A 19,742-nucleotide genomic window follows, 5' to 3' on the forward strand; every position below is an offset into this window, starting at 1 on the left:
GCGCGCAACACACGCATCGAGTCTTTCCTCGGGGGAATCCAATGGCATCGCCATCCACGGGCGCCGCACTGTCGGGCCTGAAGGTCGTCGACCTCACGCAGTACGAGGCCGGTACGTCGTGCACCCAGGCGCTCGCCTGGCTCGGTGCCGATGTCGTGAAGATCGAGCCGCCGAGCGGCGAGAGCGGTCGCTACGCGTCGACCAACGACAAGAAGCTCGACTCCTACTACTTCATCCTGATGAACGCCAACAAGCGTAGCGTCGTCTGCGACCTGAAGTCCGAGACGGGCAAGGCGACGCTGATGCGCCTGGTCGAGAAGGCCGACATCCTGATCGAGAACATGTCGCCCGGCGGCATCGAGCGCCTGGGCTTCGGCTACGACGTCGTGAGCAAGCTGAACCCGCGGCTGATCTATGCACAGATCAAGGGCTTCGCGCCCGACGGGCCGTACGCGAACTACCTCAGCTTCGACATGATCGCGCAGGCCACCGGCGGCGCGTTCGCCATCACCGGGGAGGCCGGTGGTCCGCCGATGCGGCCCGGCCCGCACGTGGGCGACACCGGCGCCGGGCTGCATTGCCTGGTCGGCATCCTCGCCGCGCTCAACCAGCGCCACGCCACCGGGCGCGGCCAGCGCATCGAGGTGTCGATGCAGGATGCGGTGATCAACTTCAACCGCATCGTGTTCGCCGGTCAGCTGATGACCGGGCAGCCGGTCGCGCGGTCCGGCAACCAGAGTTCGCTGGGGGCAGCCGCGCCGAGCGAACTCTACCTGTGCCAGCCCGGCGGGCCGAACGACTACGTGATGGTCTACACCACGCGTGCCGGCAACTGGCACTGGCAGCGGCTGCTGAAGGTGATGGACCGCGAAGACCTGAAGGACGATCCGCGCTTCTCGACGCCGGGCGCGCGCGCGAAGAACGCGAAGGAAGTCGATGCACTGGTCGGCGCCTGGTGCAGCACGCGCACCAAGGTCGAGGCGATGGAGACGCTGCAGGCGGCTGGCGTGCCGGCCGGCGCGGTGCTCGACACGCAGGAACTGATGGAAGACCCGCACCTGCGGGCGCGCGGCATGTTCGCCGACATCGACCATGCGACCCGCGGGAAGATGAGCATGCCCGGCTGGCCGGTGAAGATGTCCGAATCGACGGTGCCGGTGACCGCAGCGCCGCTGCTCGGCGAGCAGACCGCCGAAGTCCTGGTCGACTGGCTCGGCATGGACGAGGCGCAGGTCGCCGAGTACGCGAAGGTCAACCGGCCCGCCGCCTGAGCGGTGGTGGCAGCCGCCCGGATACCGCACAACGTCGACGGAGGCACGATGGCACGATCCGCCCGTACGCAGGAAATCGTCGCAGCCGCCCTGATCGGCGTGGCCACGCTTGTATCGAACCTCGCCGCCGCGCAGTCGTACCCGTCCAGACCGGTACGCATCGTCGTGCCCGGCACCGGCGGCGGCGGCGACTTCGCTGCGCGGCTGATCGGGCAGGGGCTCGCGCCCGTGCTCGGGCAGCCGTTCGTGGTCGAGAACCGCCCGGTCGGCACCATTCCCGGCGAGATCGTGTCGCGTGCCGCACCGGATGGCCATACGCTGCTGCTGTCGGCCTCCACGCTCTGGCTGGCGCCGCTGCTGCAGGCGAACGTGCCCTACGACCCGCAGCGCGACTTCACCCCGGTGTCGCTGGTCACGATGTCGCCGAACATCCTGGTGGTGCCCAATTCGCTGCCGGTGAAGAGCGTGAAGGAACTGATCGCGCTGGCGCGCAAGCGTCCGGGCGAACTCAACTACGGCTCGGGTGCTGCCGGGTCGTCTAACCACCTGTCGGCCGAGCTGTTCAATGCGATGGCCAAGGTCGATATCCCGCGCATCAACTACAAGAATCCTTCGCAGGCGGTCACCGACCTGATCTCGGGGCAGATCCAGGTGCTGTTCTACAACGCCTCGACCGTGATCCCGCACATCCAGTCGGGCAAGCTGCGGGCACTGGCGGTGACCAGCGCGAAGCCGACCGCGCTGGCGCCGCAGTTCCAGACGATGGCGCAGGCGGGCCTGCCCGGCTACGAGGCGGTCGCGACCTTCGGCCTGTTCGGTCCGGCGGGGCTGCCGGCCCCGGTGGTGTCGCTGCTCAATGCCGAAGTGGTGCGCTACCTGCAGCGCGCCGAAGTGAAGGAGAAGTTCATCGCCGCCGGCAGCGAGACCGTCGGCAGCACGCCGGACGAACTGGCTGCACTGCTCAGGGCCGACCTCGCGCGCTTCGGGCGCCTGATCAAGGATGCGAACCTGCGGGCTGACTAGCCGTGGCGCAGGCAGTGCCGCACGCCCGGACCACCGGGCGGCGGAGGTGGCAGGGCCGGCAGCCGGCCGGAGGAGGAAGCAATGAAGGCAGATCGTTTCGCGTGGCATGCCTGGCGGGGGTGCCGCGAGCGGATTTCGAGGTTCGCGCCGGTCGCCGTGGCCATGGCGTGGCTGCCTGCCGGCGCGCTGCCCGAGGCAGTCGCCCAGCAGCCATCGTGGCCGGCGAAGCCGCTGCGCATCGTGGTGCCGTTTGCCGCCGGGGGCAGCAACGACGTGTTCGCGCGCGCGGTCGCCGAGCGCCTGCCGGCCGCACTGGGCCAGCCGGTGATCGTCGAGAACCGCGCCGGTGCCGGCAGCGCCACCGGGACGGCCTACGCTGCACGCTCGGCCCCGGACGGGCATACCCTGCTCGCGGTCTCGAGCACGCTCACCACGCTGGCCGCGGTACAGCCGAACCTGCCCTACAGCGTGCCGGGCGACTTCGCGCCGATCGGCCTGGTCGCGCGCAGCGCGCTGGGCCTGTTCGTCCACCCTTCGCTGCCGGCGAAGGACGTGCAGGGCCTGGTGCGGCTCGCGCGGGCACGGCCGGGCGAGGTCAATGCCGCGAACGCCGGCATCGGCGGCATCAACCACTTCGCATCCGAGATGTTCCAGTCGATCGCGAAGGTGAAGCTCACCCACGTGCCCTACAAGGGCAACGCCCCGGCGCTGGCCGACGTGATGGGCGGCCATGTACAGATGATGATCAGCAGCCTGCCGCCAGCCCTGCAGCATGTGCGCAGCGGGCGGCTGCGGCTGCTCGCGGTCTCCAGCCCGGAGCGTTCGACCTTCGTGCCGGAGCTGCCGACGCTGGCCGAGGCCGGCCTGCCCGGCTACGCTGCCGAGTTGTGGTGGGGCCTTGCCGCACCGGCGCGCACGCCCGACCCCGTGGTGCGACGCTTGTCGCAGGAACTGCAGAGGCTGCTCGCCGACCGTGACCTGCGCCAGCGCTTCCTCGACGAGGCGGCTGTGCCTTCGCCGGGCAGCCCGGAAGCGTTCGCCGACCTGATCGCACGCGACCTCGCCACCTGGCGCAAGGTCGCCGCAGAGGGTGGCATCCGGCCGGAGTGAACCGGCACCGTCGCATCGACGGCGGCAGCTATGATCGTACAATCGGTGGCTGGATCGGCGTTCGCCCGTCCTTCAACGAGGCGAAATCCCTTGGCTGACCTGCGTTCGATCGAAACCCCCGCGCTGCTGCTCGACCGCGCACGCATGAACCGCAATGTCGGGCGCATGCAGTCGCAGGTTGACGGGCTCGGCTGCCGGTTGCGCCCCCACGTGAAGACCAGCAAGAGCTGGCCGGTGGTGCAGGCGCAGATGCAGGCCGGGGCAGCCTCGATCACCGTGTCGACGCTGAAGGAAGCCGAGCAGTTCTTCGCGCAGGGCGTGCGCGACATCCTCTATGCGGTGGCGCTGGCACCGAACAAGATCGCCCATGCGCTCGACCTGCGGGCACGCGGCTGCGACCTGGCGGCGATCGTCGATTCGGTCGCTTCGGCCAAGGCGATCGCCGGTGCCTGCGCAGCCGCTCGCGTGCAGTTGCCGACGCTGGTCGAGGTCGACAGCGATGGCCACCGCTCCGGCGTGCGGCCTGGCGACCCGATGCTGGTCGAGATCGCACGCGTGCTTCACTCGGCCGGGTCACTGGCCGGAGTGATGACGCATGCCGGCGGGTCCTACGACCTCGACACCCCGGAGGCGCTGGGCGCGATGGCGGCGCAGGAGCGCGATGCAGTCGTGGCCTGCGCTGCGGCACTGCGTGCCGCAGGGTTGCCGTGCGAACGGGTCAGCGTCGGCTCCACGCCGACGGCGCTGTCGGCGACCGGCCTCGAGGGCGTGACCGAAGTGCGCGCCGGGGTCTACGTGTTCTTCGACCTGGTGATGGCCGGCATCGGCGTCTGCGGCCAGCAGGACATCGCGCTGTCGGTGCTGACCAGCGTGATCGGGCACCAGCCCGCGAAGGGTTGGATCATCGTCGATGCCGGCTGGATGGCGATGAGCCGCGACCGCGGTACCGCGAAGCAGAAGATCGATCACGGCTACGGCGCGGTGTGCGACGTAGCGGGTGAGCCGGTGCCCGCCTTGTGGATGGGTGCGGCGAACCAGGAGCACGGCATCGTGTCGATGCGCGACGGCAGCTGCCCGGACGACCTGGTGCAGCGTTACCCGATCGGTACGCTGCTGCGCGTGCAGCCGAACCATGCCTGCGCGACGGCAGCCCAGTACGAGGCCTATCGCGTGGTCGACGGCGGCGCGATCATCGACACCTGGCCGAGGTTCTCCGGCTGGTAGGTTCACCGGCGAGTCGGCAGCGCGCGTCAGTGCGCGTCAGGCCGTATCAGTGCGCGATCGGCGTGCCGCAACCGCGCAGCCGGCGGCCATCCACCTCGATCAGCACGGCCGCCGGGAACCGTTCGCCACTGATGTCGTCGACGCACGGGTCGGGCAGCACGACGATCACATGGCGGCGTCCGCCAGCCTCGGCGGTGTAGCGCGTGCTGCCATAGGCCGGGCCGGGCGCGGCGGTCAGGTCCGGCCATTCGTGCCGACCCTCGATGTCCCGGCTGCCGGCCGGCCCCGACAGCACGACGCGATTGTCCGGCCCCACCTCCAGCAACCAGCCGGGCGCGCTGCCCTGGCCACGAAAGGTGATGCCGCGTGCCCGTGCATCCTCGACGAGCGACAGCGCACGCACCTCGTTGCAATACACCGGCGGTGCCGGCTTGCGCTGGAGCATCGCCTGCGCGCCGCGTTGCCAGAACAGCCAGTCGGCATCCTCGAAACGCACGCCCGATGCACTGGCCGCCTGAGGCAGTGTCCGACGCACCTCGCCGATGCGCAGTTCGACCGTCTTCAGCCCGGCCAACGCGCGCGTGCCCAGGGTCTGGCCGTCCTCGCAGCGCCAGCCCTCGGCGAGCAGGCGGGGCTGCATGCCTGCCGGCGCTGCCGTTGCCGGCCCGGCCGCCGCGGCCGGTGGCTGGACCGCCGCGGGGCCGGGGCGCAGCCAGCGGCAGCCAGACAGGGTCGCGGCAATCACCAGCAGCAGTGCAGGCAGCAGCAGGCGGTGCCGCCGCGTACGTGGCGCGGCAGCGGGGGCAGTGGCGACGGCGACGGCCGCCGCTACGGTCGCCGCCGTGTCTTCGCGGACGGTATGCATGCCAGGATTGTATGCGCGGGCCTGCGCGACTGGTCTGCAGCACGGGTCTGCGGCGCCCTTGCGCACGCGCGCCGATTGTCCGACCCTTGAGGGGTTGACCCTGCCGCTGATCCGAATCCCCCTGCAAGGACCTCGCCGCGATGGACACCCCGACGCCGGACCCGCGCCTGAACCTCATCGACCCCGATCCCGACGTCGCCTTCGACCGCGCGGTGGGCGAGTCGTACGTCCGCTACGCGGGGATGCTCAACCAACGCGGCTACGTGCAGAGCTCGCTCGGCAACATGGTGATCCGCGTGCCCCATCCCAAGTACGCCGACGGCCTGTGCTACGTGAAGCCGCAGGGGCTGTCGCTGGAAGAGGCGACGATCGACGACCTGGTGATCACCGACATCCCGCATGGCGCGATCGTGCATGGCACCCGGGCCACCACCGTCGGCCACCAGATGAACCGGGAGATCCTGCGCCTGCGCCCCGACGTCAACTGCGTGATCCACCTGCACCATGACGAGACGATCGCATTCCTTGCCGCCGGCTTCGAGGAGATCCGCTCCACCTCGCTCACCTTCTCGTACCTGATGCAGAAGCCTGCCGCCTACCTGCCGGCGCACCTGAACGTCGAGGAGGACGTGGCGCCGATCAAGACCTTCATCCACGACACCAACTGCATCGTGATGCGCAGGCATGGCTTCACCGTGCTCGGGCGATCGGTGTCCGAGGCCTACCATCGCACCAACGTCCTGGTGTCCGAGGTGAAGCGCAACATCATCGTCGAGACCCTGTGCGCCGCGCGAGGCACCCGGGGCGAGTACCTGTCGAAGGAAGACATGCAATGGATGTTCGAGCGCGGCGATGCGGTCGTCTACCCGGAGGCGAAGCAGGCGGGCAAGGCATGAGGGCGCCGGGGCGGCCGTCGCGATCGCAGGTTCGCCCGACCGGATGCCTGCAACGGTTTGTGCCGGCCGTCGCCGCACTGTGCGTGCTGCTGGGTACGCAGGCTGCCGCGTCCATCGCGCAGGCGCAGCAGCCTGGCGCATGGCCGTCGCGACCGGTGCGCATGCTGGTCGGCCTGCCTCCGGGTGGAACCACCGACCTGATGGCGCGGGCCACGGCGGCGCGGCTGTCCGACGGCGTCGGCCAGCCGGTGGTGGTCGACAACCGGCCCGGTGCCAGCGGTGCGATCGCGGGCGAACTGATCGCGCGCGCGACACCGGACGGCCATACGCTCGGGCTGGTCACCACCAGCACGCACTCGGTCGCACCGCTGCTGCTGTCGGTGCCACGCTTCGATCCGCGCAGGGACTTCACCCATGTGACGCTGGTCGGCACCACGCCGTACGTGCTGCTGTCCTCGGCGGCCTTCCCCGCCAAGACGATGCGCGAGGCGATCGACTACCTGCGTGCCAACAGTGGAAGGCTCAACTACGCGAGCGCCGGCGCCGGCACGCTCGGCCACCTGATCACCGAGGCCTTCCTGACCGAACTGCGGGTATCCATGACCCATGTGCCCTACAAGGGTGCGGCGCCGGTCTATCCCGAGCTGATGGCCGACCGGATCTCGCTGTTCTTCGACAACCCGGGCTCGTCGGTGCAGCTCGTGAAGGCCGGCAAGGTACGTGCGCTCGCGGTCAGCCGGCCGGTGGCGGTGCTGCCCGGCGTGCCGACCCTGATCGAGGCCGGCCTGAAGGGCTTCGACCCGGTCTTCTGGTACGGCGTGGTCGGGCCGGCAGGTATTCCGCGCCCGGTGGTCGAGCGGGTGCAGGGCGAACTGGCGAAGTCGTTCTCGAGCGACGCGGGCCGCGCCGAACTGGCCGGCTTCGGCGTCGACGCCGTGCTGTCGCGCCCGGAGGCCTTCGAGGCACAGAACCGTGCCGACATCGAGCGCTGGGGCAAGGTCGCGAAGGCGCTCGGGCTGAAGATCGACTGAGTGCCACCGCGCGGGTCGCGGTGGCGTCCGGCGCCGGTTCTCGCGCTCAGCCTCGGGCCAGCACGCGCGCGATGAAGGCCTTCACCATCGCATGCGCGCGGTCGGTCTGCGGCCCCGGGTCGGCCACCCAGATGTGGCCGCAGCCCTCGAAGACCTCGCAGGTGCAGTCGCCGCCGGCCTTGCGGTATGACTCGGCGAACTTCACCTGGATCTCCGGCAGCACGTTGTCGTCGTCGCCGCCCTGCATCACGAGCATGGGTGGCAGGGCGACCTTCTCGCCGCGGTCGAGGATCTCCTGCGGGTTGCCTTCGTGGATCGACCCGGGCGGGCTCCAGTAGATCGACGACCGGCGCACCATGTCCTCCACCCCGCGCCGCTCGGCGTTGAGATGGCGTGCATGCGGGTCGCTGATCGGCGAGCGCGTGGCCACGTAGCGCAGGCTGGCGTCGATCCCGGGATGGCCTTCCAGCGGCAGCGCAGCATAGCGCGCATCCGCCGGACGCATTCCGATCAGCTGGGCGAGGTGCCCGCCGCTCGAACTGCCGAGCACGCCGACGGTGGACGGGTCGCCCTTCCACTGCTCACAGTTGGCCTTCAGCCAGCGCACGCCGTAGTGCGCGTCCTGCACCGAGGCGGGGTAGGGCGCTTCCGGCGCGAGGGTCAGGTCGATCGCCACCACCAGCAGGCCGCTGGCGGCGAGCGCCTCGTCCATCGGCACGTTGGCGAAGCGGTCCTTGTTGTTCCAGGCACCGCCGTGCAGGTCGAGCACGACCGGGAACGGGCCGATGCCCTGCGGCTGGTAGATGCGCGCCATCAGCTGGCGCTTCGGCGTCCTGCGGAACTCGACATCCCAGGTCCGTACTTCGAAGGTCGCATCCGGGTCGTAGCGCGTGGCCATCGTGGTCTTCTCCCTGCTCCGGCATCGGCCGTGAAGGGGCGATTGTCGCCCGGTTCACGGCCGACCGTCCGCAGCCGCTCAGGACGACAGCGATCGTGCGATGAAAGCCTTCACCACCGCTATCGCGCGATCGGTCTGCGGACCCGGATCGTCGACCCAGGCATGGTCGCAGCCTTCGAAGATCTCCAGGTCGCAGATACCGCCTGCATCCCGGTAGGATTGCGCGAAGCGTTCCTGCAGCCCGGGCAGCACGTTGTCGTCGGCGCCGCCCTGCATCACCAGCATCGGCGGTACCTCGACCGGCTCGCCGCGGTCGAGGATGGCCTGCGGGTTCGCCTCCGAGATCGTGTCCCACGGCTGGAAGTAGCGCAGGCTGTTGTCGATCATCTCGGTCCAGTCGCGCTGCTTCGCATGGTCGTAGCGCGCCTGCGGGTCGCTGATCGGCGAGCGGGTCGCGACATAGCGCACGCCGCCGGCATCGAGGGCAGGGGCTTCGGCCAGCGGCAGCGCGCCGTACACCGGCTTGTGCGGCTGCATCGCGATCAGCTGCGCGATGTGGCCGCCGCTGGAGCTGCCGACGATGCCGAGCAGGGACGGATCGGCATTCCACTCGCGGGCATGGGCCTTCAGCCAGCGCACGCCCAGATGGGCATCCTGCACGTTGGCAGGGTACGGTGCCTCGGGCGCACGGGTCAGGTCGATCGACACCAGCAGCAGGCCGCTGGCGGCGAGCGCATGGGCCATGATCGGATTGTGCAGCCGGTCCTTGTTGTTCCAGGCGCCGCCGTGCAGGTGCAGCACCGGCGGGAACGGGCCGGGTCCTTCCGGCTGGTAGATGCGCGCGAGCAGCGTGCGCGTCGGGGTCTTGCGGAACTCGATGTCCCGGCAGGCAACCGCATGGCGCGCGGCGGGATCGTACGGTGCAGCCATTGCGTCCTCCTTGCATCCGGCCCTTGCCGGCAGGGAGGCATTGTCACGCAGATTGCGCCGGGGGAGGCGGGGCTGAGGTTCTCAGGGCCCGCCTCCGTCACGCTCAGATCGCGGCGAGCCTCGCCAGCAGGTCGGCGCTCTCCGGGACGGTACCCGGTGCGTAGACATGCGAGTGTCGGATCACGCCGGTTGCGTCGACGATGAACACCGAACGCGCATCCATCCCGCGTTCATCGTTGAACACGCCATAGGCGCGGCCGACGCTGCCATGCGGCCAGAAGTCCGAAAGCAGCGGAAACGGCAGGCCACCGAGCGATTCCATCCACGCCTTCAGGCTGGGGACGGGGTCGGCACTGATCTGCAGGATTTCTGCGTCGAGTGCCTGGAATTGTGCGTAGTTCTCACGGAACCCGCTCACTTGATTCTTTCACCCACCGGTAAATGCGAAGGGCAGGAAGGTCACCACGGCGCGCCGGCCGCGGAAGCTGGCGAGCGTGAGCGTGGCACCGGTGTGCGATGCGAGCGAGAAATCCGGCGCGGCTGTGCCGGGTTGAAGAGCGGCCATGGACGATGCTCCTTGGGCGGGTCGCGGTGCGGGAAATTGCACCGTGCCGCCATCGTAGCGCAGTCCGCGTTCGTCGGGCGCAGGCCGCCGCCCACCGACCCCCGCGCGGGTCAGGCGCCGCCTGCGGGCATCACCAGGCCGAGCTTGCGCTCGACCGCTCGCACATAGGCCAGGTGCGCGAGCGCGATGTCCTGGCTGGCCATGCCCTGGGTGACGATCAGTGCGCGCTGCTTTGGATCGGTGCGGCCGGGATGCTTGCCACCGACGACCTCGGCCACCGTCGCATCGACCCAGCCCGGACCTTCCTCGCCGAACAGTTCGAGCAGTTCCTTCTGCAGCTGCTCGCGGCTGTCGACGACGAACAGGTCGGCCTGCTCGGCGTAGTCGCGGCCCGGTTCGGCGGTGTCGAGGGTCGCCACGACCGCGCCGGGCGCGATCCACGCCGCCTCGATCAGCGCCTTGCCGCTGTTGGTGGCGGTGAGCACCAGGTCGGCCCCGGAGACCGCAGCCTCGATGCTGTCCATCGCGCGGGCGGGGATCTTGTAGTGCGACTCGGCGCGGCTTGCCAGCGCCTCGCGGGTATGCGGCCGGCGCGAAACGACGCGCACCTCGCGCAGGTTGAAGAGCTTCGAGTAGTACTCGAGCGCGGTGGTCGCGAGGTTGCCCGCCCCGACCAGGGCCAGTACGCCGGCATCGGGCAGCGCGAGCTTGCGCGCAGCCATCACGATAGAGGCGACAGTGCGCTGCGCATAGCTCCAGGTCTCGTCGACGAAGGCCAGCGTGCGCGAGGATTCGGCATCGACCACCACCACGTAGCGGGTCGCATTGCTCGAGTTCTCTTCCGTCGACAGATGCGCCACCACGCGGAAGCCGGCGATCGACAGCGGGTCGAGGATGCAGGCCTTCAGGTGGTAGTGGTTCTCGTGCACGTCGCGCATGTTCATGTTGCGCGGCGACGGCCAGCGGATCTTCCCCTCTGCGTCCCACGCCACGACGCGTTCGATCTGCTCGATCACGTCCTGCGAGGTGAGCAGCGACTGGCACTGGCTGGAGGTCAGGTAGATGGGCGGGTTCTGCATGGTCGGGCTCCGGCGGAGATGTACTCAACCCCGGAGTCTACCGTCAAGCCTCCAGGGCCATGCTATCTTTCCGTGATCACACAATGCAGTCACACCCGCCCTGCCGGCGCCGGCTGGCGATCGAACGGATCCGCGAAGATGCGGAAGGACAGGAGCGCGCTGGGCATGCGGCCGAAACGACTGGGCATACGGTTCGAAGGCTTCGAAGGTCTGGACGAAGCCAGGTCACTGGCGCTCGCGGCCGAGGCGGCCGGCGCTTCGAGCATCTGGATGTCGCAGCACCTGGGCGGACGCGATGCGCCGACGCTGGCCACGATCATCGCATCGGGCACGAAGCGCATCCGCGTGGTGCCGTCCAACCTGTCGCCGTTCATCGCGCACCCGACCACGGTGGCGATGATGCTGGCCACGCTGTCGGAGTTCGCACCGGGCCGGGTCGCCGCATCGATCGGCATCGGCAATCCGCTCGACCTGTCGCAGTCGGGCGCGGTGGTCGAAGACGCGGAGGACGCGGTGTGCGATTTCGTCGGTGCGCTCGACCGGCTGTTCGCGCGCCAGCCGGTCGAATTCGCCGGCCGCACCTTCAGGCTGGACGGCGCTAAGCTGAACGTCGCCGCTGGCGTGGCGATTCCCGTCTACGTGACCTGCCTCGAGCCGAAGATGGCGCGCCGCGCAGGTGCGACCTCGGCCTCGCTGCAATTGTCGGCCGGTTTCTCGCCGGCCTTCGCCGGCGCCTGTGTCGAGGCGTTCGAGGGTGGCGCCTCCGGCGCAGGCATCGACGCGTCCGGCCGGCCCCGTGCCTGCTTCGCCTACTTCGGAACCGACGAACGCGAATCGTTCGAAGGCGTGCGGCGCAAGCTGGCCTACCTGTTCCGCAACCGGCTGATGGCCGAGAACATCCGGCTGTCCGGCCTGCCCATCGACCAGCCGGCGATCATCGAGTGCATCGCCCGGCGCGACCTCGAGGCGGCGACGAAGCTGGTGCCCGATGCTGCGGTCGAGGCGTTCGCGGTCACCGGCAGCCTGTCCACCTGCGCTACGACCGTTCGCCGCTTCTTCGATGCCGGCATCGACGAGATGCTGATCAACGTCGGCTCGACCGAGGCCGAACGCAGGGCGGCGTTCGACCTGATCGCGGCGGTCAACGGCACGGCAGCCTGATTCCACGCGGCATGCGTGGAGGGGCTGGCCCTGTCAGGCCAGCCGTGTCCGAAGCAGCTTCTCCGCCTGGTCGCGCATGCCGGGGCGCACATTGCCGGTCAGCGCGACCGCCGGGCCAGCATCGAGCATCCGCTCGAACAGCTGGCGCACCTTCGCACCGGTGACCGAAGCGATGCGGTCGAGCCATTCTTCGTGGCTGCGCGCGCGGCCGAGCGCGAACAGGTCCAGCGCTGCGTCTTCCAGCCGGCGTCCGGCGCGCTCCAGCGTGCGCAGCCTTGCGACGAGTACCTGGTTGCGCGCGCGGCGCAGTTCAGCGGGATCGACGCGGGCCGCATGATCGTGCAGCATCTTCGCGAGTTCGCCCAGCAGCGCCTCGACGTTGGCCGGCGACGTCGAGGCCTCGACCATGAACTGGCCCCAGCTGTCCATCACGTCGGCCGAGCAATCGGCGTGGTATACGAGACCGAGTCGTTCCCGCAGGTGGTGCAGCAACGGCGAGCTCATCCCTTCGCCCAGCACGGCTGCGGCGACACGGGCGGTCGGATCGTCCGCACGCAGCGATGCGATCGGGAACCCGGCGACCAGATGGGTCTGGCTGCTGCCGGTGACGCGGCGCGCGCGTACGCCGCCGACGAAGGCCGGCGCGGCGATCGTGTTCTCTTCGCCGCGCGGCATCGACGCGAACGCCTTCGTCAGCGCGGCGAGCGCGGCGTCCGGATCGATGTCGCCGATCACCCCGGCGACCACGTTCGCGCCGGAGTACTGGCGCCCGACATGGCGCACGAGATCGTCGCGCGTGAAGCGCGAGATCGTCCGTGCGGTGCCGATCACCGGACGCGCCACCGGATGCGCGCCGAAGCTCGCCTCGTCGAACAGGCGGTAGGCGGTGGCGACCGGATCGTCCTGCTCGTCGGCGAGCTCGGCCAGCAGCACGGTGCGCTCGCGCTCGAGCTCCGCCTCGGGATAGGTGGCGTGGCGCACGATGTCGCCGAGCATCCCGATCATCGCGACTGCATCGCGCGGCATGCCGTACATGTAGTACGCGGTGTGGTCCTTGTCGGTATGCGCGTTCACGTCCGCGCCGAGGCGCTCGGCGTCGAGGTTGATCCGGCGGGCATCGCGCCTGGGCGTGCCCTTGAACGCCATGTGCTCGATCACATGGCTGATGCCGTTGTCGCGCGCCGGTTCATGGGCACTGCCCGAGCGAACGAACACGCTCACCGACGCGGTGTGCAGGCCGGGGGCGCGTATCGCGAGCAGCCGCACGCCGTTGGCGAGGGTCGTGAAGGGCAGGGATGCGGTGGCTGGGGTGGTGCGGGCGGTTCTGATCGGGCGCGTCCTGTCTGGCGGGTCCCGATGCTATCGTAGTAGGCCTAAAGATTTCCGCCAGCCTGCCGATGTCCCGGCCGTACATGCCGGAAATCGGCATCTGGAGCTCGCATCGGGGAGACGAATGAACAAGTCCGCAAAGATCGCCGTGCTCACGCTCGGCGGCATCGCAGTCATCGGCGCCGGATGGGCTGGCGCCAGCATCTATGCCGGCCGGATCGCCGCCGCTGAAATGGGCAGCCTGGTTGCACGCGCGCCCGGGGGATCCGGGGTGAGCATTGCCGCCGCGCGCCACGACACCGGGCTGTTTTCGTCCGGCGGAACCTTCGAAGTACGCTTCGACGAGCACTGCGACACCACCGGGGGCGCCGGCGGGATCGCGCTCAAGGTCGACTATCGCGTGTCGCACCTGATCCGCCCGGGTTCGATGATGCGCTTCGACTGGACCATGGTGCCGTCGGGCGAAGTCGGTGCGGCGCTGTCCAAGGTCACCAACGGCGCGTTGCGGCTGGACGGGCAGGGAACGGTCGGCTACGGCCGGCAGGTCGCGTCCAGCCTCGCGATGCCTGAACTCGTCCTCGGCAGTGGCGCGCAGGCGATGCGCGTGTCGGCCGGCAGCGGCCAGGCAACGCTCGCCGGCAGTGCCTTCGGCATGCAGTGGAAGACCGAACGCATCGCCGGTCGCGGCGCGGGCAGCGCGCTGGAAGTGCTGAACTTCGGGATCGACGTCGATCTCAAGGACCGTGTGCGCGGTACCGGCAGCATGGCATTGAGCGTCGACCGGGTCGGCACCGGGTTGGGCACTGCCGAAGGCTTTCGCCTGGTGACAGCGGCCGCCGAGCGCGGCGACCGTACCGATGTGACGATCACGCCGAGCCTGCGCACCTTCACCATGCCCGGGCAGAAGGCGAGCGACCTGTCGATGCAGATCTCGCTGCGCGACCTGCATACCGCCAGCCTCGAGGCGATCCAGCAGATCGGTCGCGAGAGCTGTGGCTTCAAATCGCTCAAGGCCGAGGAAGAGCAGAAGCTGCGCGCGGCGGTGCGTACTGCGCTGACCGGTGGCCTGTCGCTGGGCATCACGGAGGTCAAGGGCAGCGTCGGCGACGGCAGCCTCGAAGGCTTCCTGAAGGTCGAACTCAAGAAGGCCGCACAGGCCGCGGTGGCGGCCGCCGGCGCCGAGCCTGTCGCGATAGAGCTGGCGAACCTGCTGACCTCGAGCGGCGAGATCACCGTCAAGGGTAATGCGATCAATGCCGGGCAGCGCCAGATGGCGGTCGGCATGGGCATCGCCACCGAAGTGCCCGGCGGCCTGAAGGCGACGTTCGAGTACGCCGATGGCCTGTTCAAGGCGAATGGCCGGGTGTTCGACGCCAGCGCGGTGCAGGTTGCACTGTCGACGGCGGACCGCCGCCTGAACACGTTCCTCGGGGTGTCGATGCCTGCGCGGGCCGAACCCGGGGAAGGGCGGGCACCGGGACCCGATGTCTCGAGCGCCACCAGCCTTGCTGCGCCCGCCAAGCCCGCCAGCCCTGTGAATTCGGCGGTGCCCTCCGGTGCGAACAGTGCCGCTGCTGCACCGAATGCATACCCCGCAAGCAATTTCCGATGAGTACATCCATGAAGAATCGTTCCTTCCATGCAACGGCCGTCGCGGCGGCTGTTGCCTGCCTGCTGTCGGGCATGGCTGCCGATCTCCTGGCCCAGCCGGCGGCGGTCGCATTGCCCAAGACCGGCAGTTGCCCCAGCGGCTACTCGACCAGCGGCAACTACTGCGTACCGGGCAGCGGTGCGCGCTTCGCGCTGCCCAAGGTCGGCAGCTGCCCGAGCGGCTACTCGACCAGCGGTGACTACTGCCTGGCCAGCCAGGGGGCCAGGCATGCGATGCCGAAGACCGGTAGCTGCCCGAGCGGCTATTCGACCAGTGGCGATTACTGCCTGAGTTCGCGTTGAACTCGCGCTGAGCGATCCCGGGGCCGGCCGCCATCGCCCGGCGATCACTGCGATAATCAGGGTCACGCCGTCCCCGACGAAAAGGAAGCTGCCCATGTCGTCCGGTTCTGCATCCACGCGCAGGTTCGCCCTCGCGATGACCCTTGCGACCTCCCTGCCGCTGCTGCCCTCGGCCGCGTACGCGCAGGCGTTCCCTGAAAGGCCGCTGCGTGTGGTCGTGCCGTACGGCCCGGGCGGTGGCACCGACAACCTGCTGCGCGTGATCGGCCCGGCCGCGGGCGCGACGCTCGGCCAGCCGGTGGTGCTCGACAACCGCCCCGGCGGTGCATCGATCATCGGCACCGAACTGGTGGTGAAGGCGGCAGCCGATGGCTACACGCTGCTCGCCACTGACAGCGCGGTGCTGGTCAATCCGGGCCTGTTCAAGGCGAAGATGCCCTTCGACACCGTGAAGTCGCTGAGCGCGGTGACGATGCTCGCGTCCGCACCCGTGGTGCTGGTCGCGCATCCGGGCGTGCCGGCGAAGACGCTGGCTGACCTGCTCGCGCTCGCGCGGGCGAAGCCCGGCACGCTCAACTACGCATCGGGCGGCCTGGGCGCCTCGACGCACCTCGCCGGCGAACTGATGAAGCAGGTGGCCGGCGTCGACATCGTGCACATCCCCTACAAGGGAACGGGCCCGGCGATGAGCGACCTGCTCGGCGGCCATGTGAGCATGCAGTTCTCCGGCATCAGCAGCGCACGTCCGCATGTCGATGCCGGCAAGCTGCGCGCGCTGGCCATCACCGGCCGGCAGCGCAACGCGGCGATGCGCGACGTGCCCACGTTCGAAGAGTCAGGCGTGAAAGGCGTCGACGCGGATACCTACTGGGGCCTGTATGCGCCCACTGGCGTGCCTGCGCCGGTACTCGCGTCGCTGAACCGCGCGTTTGGCGGCGCGATGCGCAGCGCCGCGCTGGCCGACCGGCTCGCCGACCTCGGCTTCATCCCGATCGCAAACTCGCCCGAAGAGGGCACGCGGCAGATGCGCGCGCAGATCACGCGCTGGGCCGAGGTGGTCGACCGCGCGAAGATCAAGGTCGAGTGACCGCTGGCAGCGGCGCGAACCTGCGTGCCGGGCATTGCTTCGACATGGACACCAGGATGACCGCGTGCGACGGCCACGGGCGGCCTCAGTCGGGCTTGACCGCCGCCGCCTTCACCACCTTCGTCCACTTCACGATGTCCTCGCGGATCACCTGAGCGAAGCGCGCCGGCGTGCTGGCGATGATCTCGGTGCCCTGGCGCAGCAGGTTGTCGCGTACCTCGGGCGCCTGCACCGACTTCACCAGCTCGGCGTGCAGGCGGTCGACCACCGGGCCGGGCGTGCCGGCCGGCGCGAGCAGGCCGTACCACGCGATCGACTCGTAGCCCTTCAGGCCGGACTGGTCGACGGTGGGCACCTCGGGCAGCAGCGGGGTGCGCGTGGTCGAGGCGACCGCGAGCGGCCGCAGCTTGCCCGCCTTCACGTGCGGCAGCGCGATCAGCACGGTGGTGAAGGTGAGCTGCGTCTCGCCGGTGATCATGCCGATGATCGAAGCCGCCGCGCCCTTGTAAGGGATGTGGGTCATCCTGACCCCGGCCATCATGTTGAACAGCTCGGCCGACAGGTGTGCCGGCGTGCCGTTGCCGACCGACGCGTAGTTGATGTCGCCGGGGCGCTTGCGTGCGAGCGAGATCAGGTCGCCGACGGTCTTCGCCGGCAGCGAGGGATGCACGACCAGGATGTTGGGCACGGTCGCGATCAGCGAGATCGGCGCGAAGGCCTTCTCGGTGTCGTAGGACAGGTCGCGATAGAGCGTCGCGTTCATCGAGTGGCTGGCGAAGGTGGCCAGCAGCACATGACCGTCCGGCGTCGCGCGTGCGACGACCTCTGTGCCGACCGTGCCGCCAGCACCGGAGCGGTTGTCGATCACCATCGGCTGGCCGAGCGCCTCGCTCATCTTCGGCACGACGATACGCGCCACCGTGTCGATGCCGCCGCCCGCGGGGAACGGCACCACCACTCGGATCGGCTTGGAAGGCCAGGCCTGCGCGAGAACGGTCGCCGGCAGTGCAAGCAGCAGGGCCACCACGGCGGCGGCCGGGCGGGCGTTCGATCGGTGCGGAGCAAGCATCGGGCGGTATCCTGTCAAGGGTGGCAGCCGGATTGTAGTACCTGCGTGTAGTGCCTGCGCCGGGTGCAGGCGCCCGTGCGCGGTTCAGGCGCGGGGCAGCACCACCGGCTTGCCATGCGGCGTGGCGTGCGCCGCGCGGTCCCAGGCGTCGATCCGCTCCGCCAGTTCCGCGTCGCCGACCACCGCCTTGCGTGCCGCCAGCGCCTCGAGCGCGGCGAGCCAACGCTCGTAGTAGCGGCTGCCATCGTCGTGCTCGTGCCGCGCGTTCGCCGCGGCGATCTCGGCCGATAGCGTGGCTGCCCATTCGCTCCAGGTGAACACACCGCGGCGATGCAGCTCGAGCGCCATCGCGAAGGCCTGCGCTTCCCAGGGCGCCCGGAACACCGGCCCGGCCTCGTCGCGCGGCAGTGCCGGCAGCGCGTCGAGATCGGCGGCGGTGTCGGCTTCAGGCCGGCAGTAGGTAGTCATCCCAGACGTCCAGGCAGAGGGTGTCGCGCGGGGAGGCCGCCTCGCCCCACAGTTCGGTGGCGGCGAAGCGGATGCTGTACATGTGCTGCGGCTTGCGGTCGCGGGTCATCGCATTGCTGTCGGCGAACGAGAACACGCCGTGGTCACGGTGGACGACGCCGCGCCGGCCGCGGGCATAGCGCGGCAGCCGGGTATGGCCCTCGGGCTGGAAGTTGCGCGTCATCACCGCATCGCCGACGCGGAACTTCGGCGCGACCTGCACCTCGTCCATACGCGTGCGCCGGCGGGTACGCGTGATCGCCTCGACCTGAGACGGCTGCAGGCAGGCAGCCGCACGCTCGGCCGACGCGGGCTGTCCGCTCGCCAGTTCCGCCTCGTCGATCATGCCGCTCTCGACCAGCACGCGCTCCAGGCCGTACAGCGCGCGCTCGTAGTAGCTCGCCGCGAGGAAGCGGGCCGGGGGCATCCGTTCGCGCGCGTAGCGTCCCATGTCGCCGTTGTAGCGGCGGTGGAAGGCGCAGGCCATGCGCAGCGCGAACACCCGACCGTGCCAGTACTCGTGGAACACGCCGTCTTCCTGCTCGATCACCAGCGGACCCATGCCGTGCATGCCGCCCATGTCGTGGATGCTGTTCATGCGCCGCCCTCCGGACGCTTCGCGCTGCCGACCCCGACCATCGAGTCGCGGGTGACCAGCGCGGCGAGCGCCTCCTCGCTCCAGCCCTCGGTGCCGGCCGGTCGTTCGGGCACCACAAGGTAGCGCATCTCGGCGGTGGAGTCCCAGACACGTACCTCGACGTCCTCGGGGATGTCCTCGCCGAAGGCCTTCAGCACGCCGCGCGGGTCGACCACCGCACGCGCCCGATAGGCGTCGGACTTGTACCAGGCCGGCGGCAGGCCGAGCACTGGCCACGGATAGCAGGAGCACAGCGAGCAGACGACCAGGTTGCGCACCGCCGGGGTGTTCTCCACCGCGACCATGTCCTCGGCATGCGGCTCGATGAAGCCGAACTCGGCCACCGCCGCAGTCGCATCGGCCAGCAGCCGCTCGCGGAACGCAGCGTCGACCCAGGCGCGGGCCACCACGCGCGCGCCATTGCGCGGCCCGACCCGATGCTCGTAGGTGTCGACGATCTCGTCGAGCGTCTTCGGGTCGATCAGGCCCTTCTCGACGAGCAGGGACTCCAGCGCCTTCACGCGCAGCGCCGGCCCGGAGAGCGGGCGATCGTGCGCATTTTCATGGTCGTGGTCGTGATGGTGGTCGCTCATGATCCTCACTCAGGTGGCGTACAGGCCGCGCGGCAGAGGCAGCCGCGCGACACCGGCTGATCGATTCTACGGAACAATCGGTCCGGGACGGATTCGGCGGTGGCGCAGGCTGCGAGGGCCGCGCGCGACTTCGGCAGCGAGATGGCTGTGCTGCGGGTGCGGGCGCTCATGGTGGGCGGCGTTCCGTCCTTGCAGGGCGCGCGTCAGGCATCGGTGAAGCATCCCGAATCGCCGCCGTGCCAAGTGGCTTCGTCATTTCGTCGCCCAAATGACTGCGCCCACTGTTGGCGGCAAGTGCGTCGTCAGGTTGTCCGTTAGGCGGACCGATTGAGTAACATGAGCGTGTTTTTCGAAGATCGTATCGTCCGTTTAACAGTTTGTTGAAATACCCCCGCATCTTGGGGCACTTTCCGTCGTGAAGCCAGTCGAAGGTACAAGAGCCCCAGAGGCGAGAGTGGAACGATGCGCGGAGCCGACGTAACCCAGGAAAGGCTGTTTACGGTCAAGCAACTGA

At 69.5% G+C, this 19,742-nt stretch carries 21 protein-coding genes; 10 read left to right on the plus strand and 11 right to left on the minus strand.

Annotation, left to right across the window (positions count from 1 at the left end):
* Positions 1-41: 41 nt before the first annotated feature.
* From ING98_03630 to ING98_03645, 4 genes are all read left to right on the plus strand, one after another.
* Complete coding sequence (locus tag ING98_03630; GenBank protein MCA3100939.1) at positions 42-1,271, plus strand: CoA transferase; 1,230 nt, start codon at positions 42-44, stop codon at positions 1,269-1,271.
* 48 nt (positions 1,272-1,319) lie between these two features.
* A complete protein-coding gene (locus ING98_03635) occupies positions 1,320-2,294 on the plus strand; it encodes a tripartite tricarboxylate transporter substrate binding protein (protein ID MCA3100940.1) in 975 nt (324 codons plus the stop codon).
* Positions 2,295-2,375: 81 nt separating this feature from the next.
* Positions 2,376-3,404 carry a tripartite tricarboxylate transporter substrate binding protein gene (locus tag ING98_03640; protein ID MCA3100941.1) on the plus strand — a complete coding sequence of 343 codons (1,029 nt, stop codon included), beginning with the start codon at positions 2,376-2,378 and terminating at the stop codon, positions 3,402-3,404.
* A 90-nt stretch (positions 3,405-3,494) separates the two neighbouring features.
* Positions 3,495-4,628 (plus strand): alanine racemase, encoded by a 1,134-nt coding sequence (locus tag ING98_03645; protein MCA3100942.1) that lies wholly within the window; start codon positions 3,495-3,497, stop codon positions 4,626-4,628.
* A 46-nt stretch (positions 4,629-4,674) separates the two neighbouring features.
* Here the strand turns inward: ING98_03645 and ING98_03650 are convergent, their stop codons facing one another.
* On the minus strand, positions 4,675-5,493 hold the full coding sequence (locus ING98_03650) for an MliC family protein (GenBank protein ID MCA3100943.1): 819 nt from the start codon (positions 5,491-5,493) through the stop codon (positions 4,675-4,677).
* A 140-nt stretch (positions 5,494-5,633) separates the two neighbouring features.
* Here ING98_03650 and ING98_03655 point away from each other — a divergent pair, with 140 nt between their 5' ends.
* Positions 5,634-6,389: a class II aldolase/adducin family protein gene (locus ING98_03655; protein ID MCA3100944.1), complete on the plus strand. Its 756-nt coding sequence runs from the start codon at positions 5,634-5,636 to the stop codon at positions 6,387-6,389.
* A 59-nt stretch (positions 6,390-6,448) separates the two neighbouring features.
* On the plus strand, positions 6,449-7,420 hold the full coding sequence (locus ING98_03660) for a tripartite tricarboxylate transporter substrate binding protein (protein MCA3100945.1): 972 nt from the start codon (positions 6,449-6,451) through the stop codon (positions 7,418-7,420).
* 46 nt (positions 7,421-7,466) lie between these two features.
* On the opposite strand, the gene ING98_03665 is transcribed toward ING98_03660, so the two are convergent.
* The 5 genes from ING98_03665 to ING98_03685 form a co-directional block, all read right to left on the minus strand.
* Entirely contained in the window at positions 7,467-8,318 is an 852-nt protein-coding gene (locus ING98_03665) for an alpha/beta hydrolase (GenBank protein ID MCA3100946.1), read from the minus strand.
* A 78-nt stretch (positions 8,319-8,396) separates the two neighbouring features.
* A complete protein-coding gene (locus ING98_03670) occupies positions 8,397-9,248 on the minus strand; it encodes an alpha/beta hydrolase (protein MCA3100947.1) in 852 nt (283 codons plus the stop codon).
* Between the two features lie 103 nt (positions 9,249-9,351).
* Entirely contained in the window at positions 9,352-9,666 is a 315-nt protein-coding gene (locus ING98_03675) for a redoxin domain-containing protein (GenBank protein ID MCA3100948.1), read from the minus strand.
* A gap of 9 nt (positions 9,667-9,675) precedes the next feature.
* Positions 9,676-9,813, minus strand: coding sequence for a redoxin family protein (locus tag ING98_03680; protein ID MCA3100949.1), 138 nt, complete (start codon positions 9,811-9,813; stop codon positions 9,676-9,678).
* 110 nt (positions 9,814-9,923) lie between these two features.
* Positions 9,924-10,892: an ornithine cyclodeaminase family protein gene (locus ING98_03685; GenBank protein ID MCA3100950.1), complete on the minus strand. Its 969-nt coding sequence runs from the start codon at positions 10,890-10,892 to the stop codon at positions 9,924-9,926.
* A gap of 138 nt (positions 10,893-11,030) precedes the next feature.
* On the opposite strand from ING98_03685, the gene ING98_03690 reads away from it, so the two are divergent.
* Positions 11,031-12,053, plus strand: a complete 1,023-nt coding sequence (locus ING98_03690) for an LLM class flavin-dependent oxidoreductase (protein ID MCA3100951.1) — start codon at positions 11,031-11,033, stop codon at positions 12,051-12,053.
* Between the two features lie 33 nt (positions 12,054-12,086).
* On the opposite strand, the gene ING98_03695 is transcribed toward ING98_03690, so the two are convergent.
* Positions 12,087-13,319 (minus strand): insulinase family protein, encoded by a 1,233-nt coding sequence (locus ING98_03695; GenBank protein ID MCA3100952.1) that lies wholly within the window; start codon positions 13,317-13,319, stop codon positions 12,087-12,089.
* Between the two features lie 187 nt (positions 13,320-13,506).
* Here ING98_03695 and ING98_03700 point away from each other — a divergent pair, with 187 nt between their 5' ends.
* The 3 genes from ING98_03700 to ING98_03710 all read left to right on the plus strand — a co-directional run bounded on the left by ING98_03700 (position 13,507) and on the right by ING98_03710 (position 16,422).
* Entirely contained in the window at positions 13,507-14,994 is a 1,488-nt protein-coding gene (locus ING98_03700) for a DUF945 family protein (GenBank protein MCA3100953.1), read from the plus strand.
* A 71-nt stretch (positions 14,995-15,065) separates the two neighbouring features.
* Positions 15,066-15,335 (plus strand): hypothetical protein, encoded by a 270-nt coding sequence (locus tag ING98_03705; protein ID MCA3100954.1) that lies wholly within the window; start codon positions 15,066-15,068, stop codon positions 15,333-15,335.
* A gap of 136 nt (positions 15,336-15,471) precedes the next feature.
* Entirely contained in the window at positions 15,472-16,422 is a 951-nt protein-coding gene (locus ING98_03710; protein MCA3100955.1) for a tripartite tricarboxylate transporter substrate binding protein, read from the plus strand.
* A gap of 85 nt (positions 16,423-16,507) precedes the next feature.
* Here the strand turns inward: ING98_03710 and ING98_03715 are convergent, their stop codons facing one another.
* From ING98_03715 to nthA, 4 genes are all read right to left on the minus strand, one after another.
* A complete protein-coding gene (locus tag ING98_03715) occupies positions 16,508-17,491 on the minus strand; it encodes a tripartite tricarboxylate transporter substrate binding protein (protein MCA3100956.1) in 984 nt (327 codons plus the stop codon).
* A gap of 84 nt (positions 17,492-17,575) precedes the next feature.
* A complete protein-coding gene (locus ING98_03720; GenBank protein ID MCA3100957.1) occupies positions 17,576-17,959 on the minus strand; it encodes a nitrile hydratase accessory protein in 384 nt (127 codons plus the stop codon).
* Entirely contained in the window at positions 17,937-18,596 is a 660-nt protein-coding gene (gene nthB / locus ING98_03725) for a nitrile hydratase subunit beta (GenBank protein MCA3100958.1), read from the minus strand. The genes ING98_03720 and nthB overlap by 23 nt, the downstream gene beginning before the upstream one ends.
* Positions 18,593-19,228 carry a nitrile hydratase subunit alpha gene (gene nthA, locus ING98_03730; protein MCA3100959.1) on the minus strand — a complete coding sequence of 212 codons (636 nt, stop codon included), beginning with the start codon at positions 19,226-19,228 and terminating at the stop codon, positions 18,593-18,595. Before nthA ends, nthB begins: the two co-directional genes overlap by 4 nt.
* Positions 19,229-19,742: the final 514 nt, after the last annotated feature.

Source organism: Rhodocyclaceae bacterium, assembly GCA_020248265.1.
Taxonomy (GTDB): Bacteria; Pseudomonadota; Gammaproteobacteria; order Burkholderiales; family CAIKXV01; genus CAIKXV01.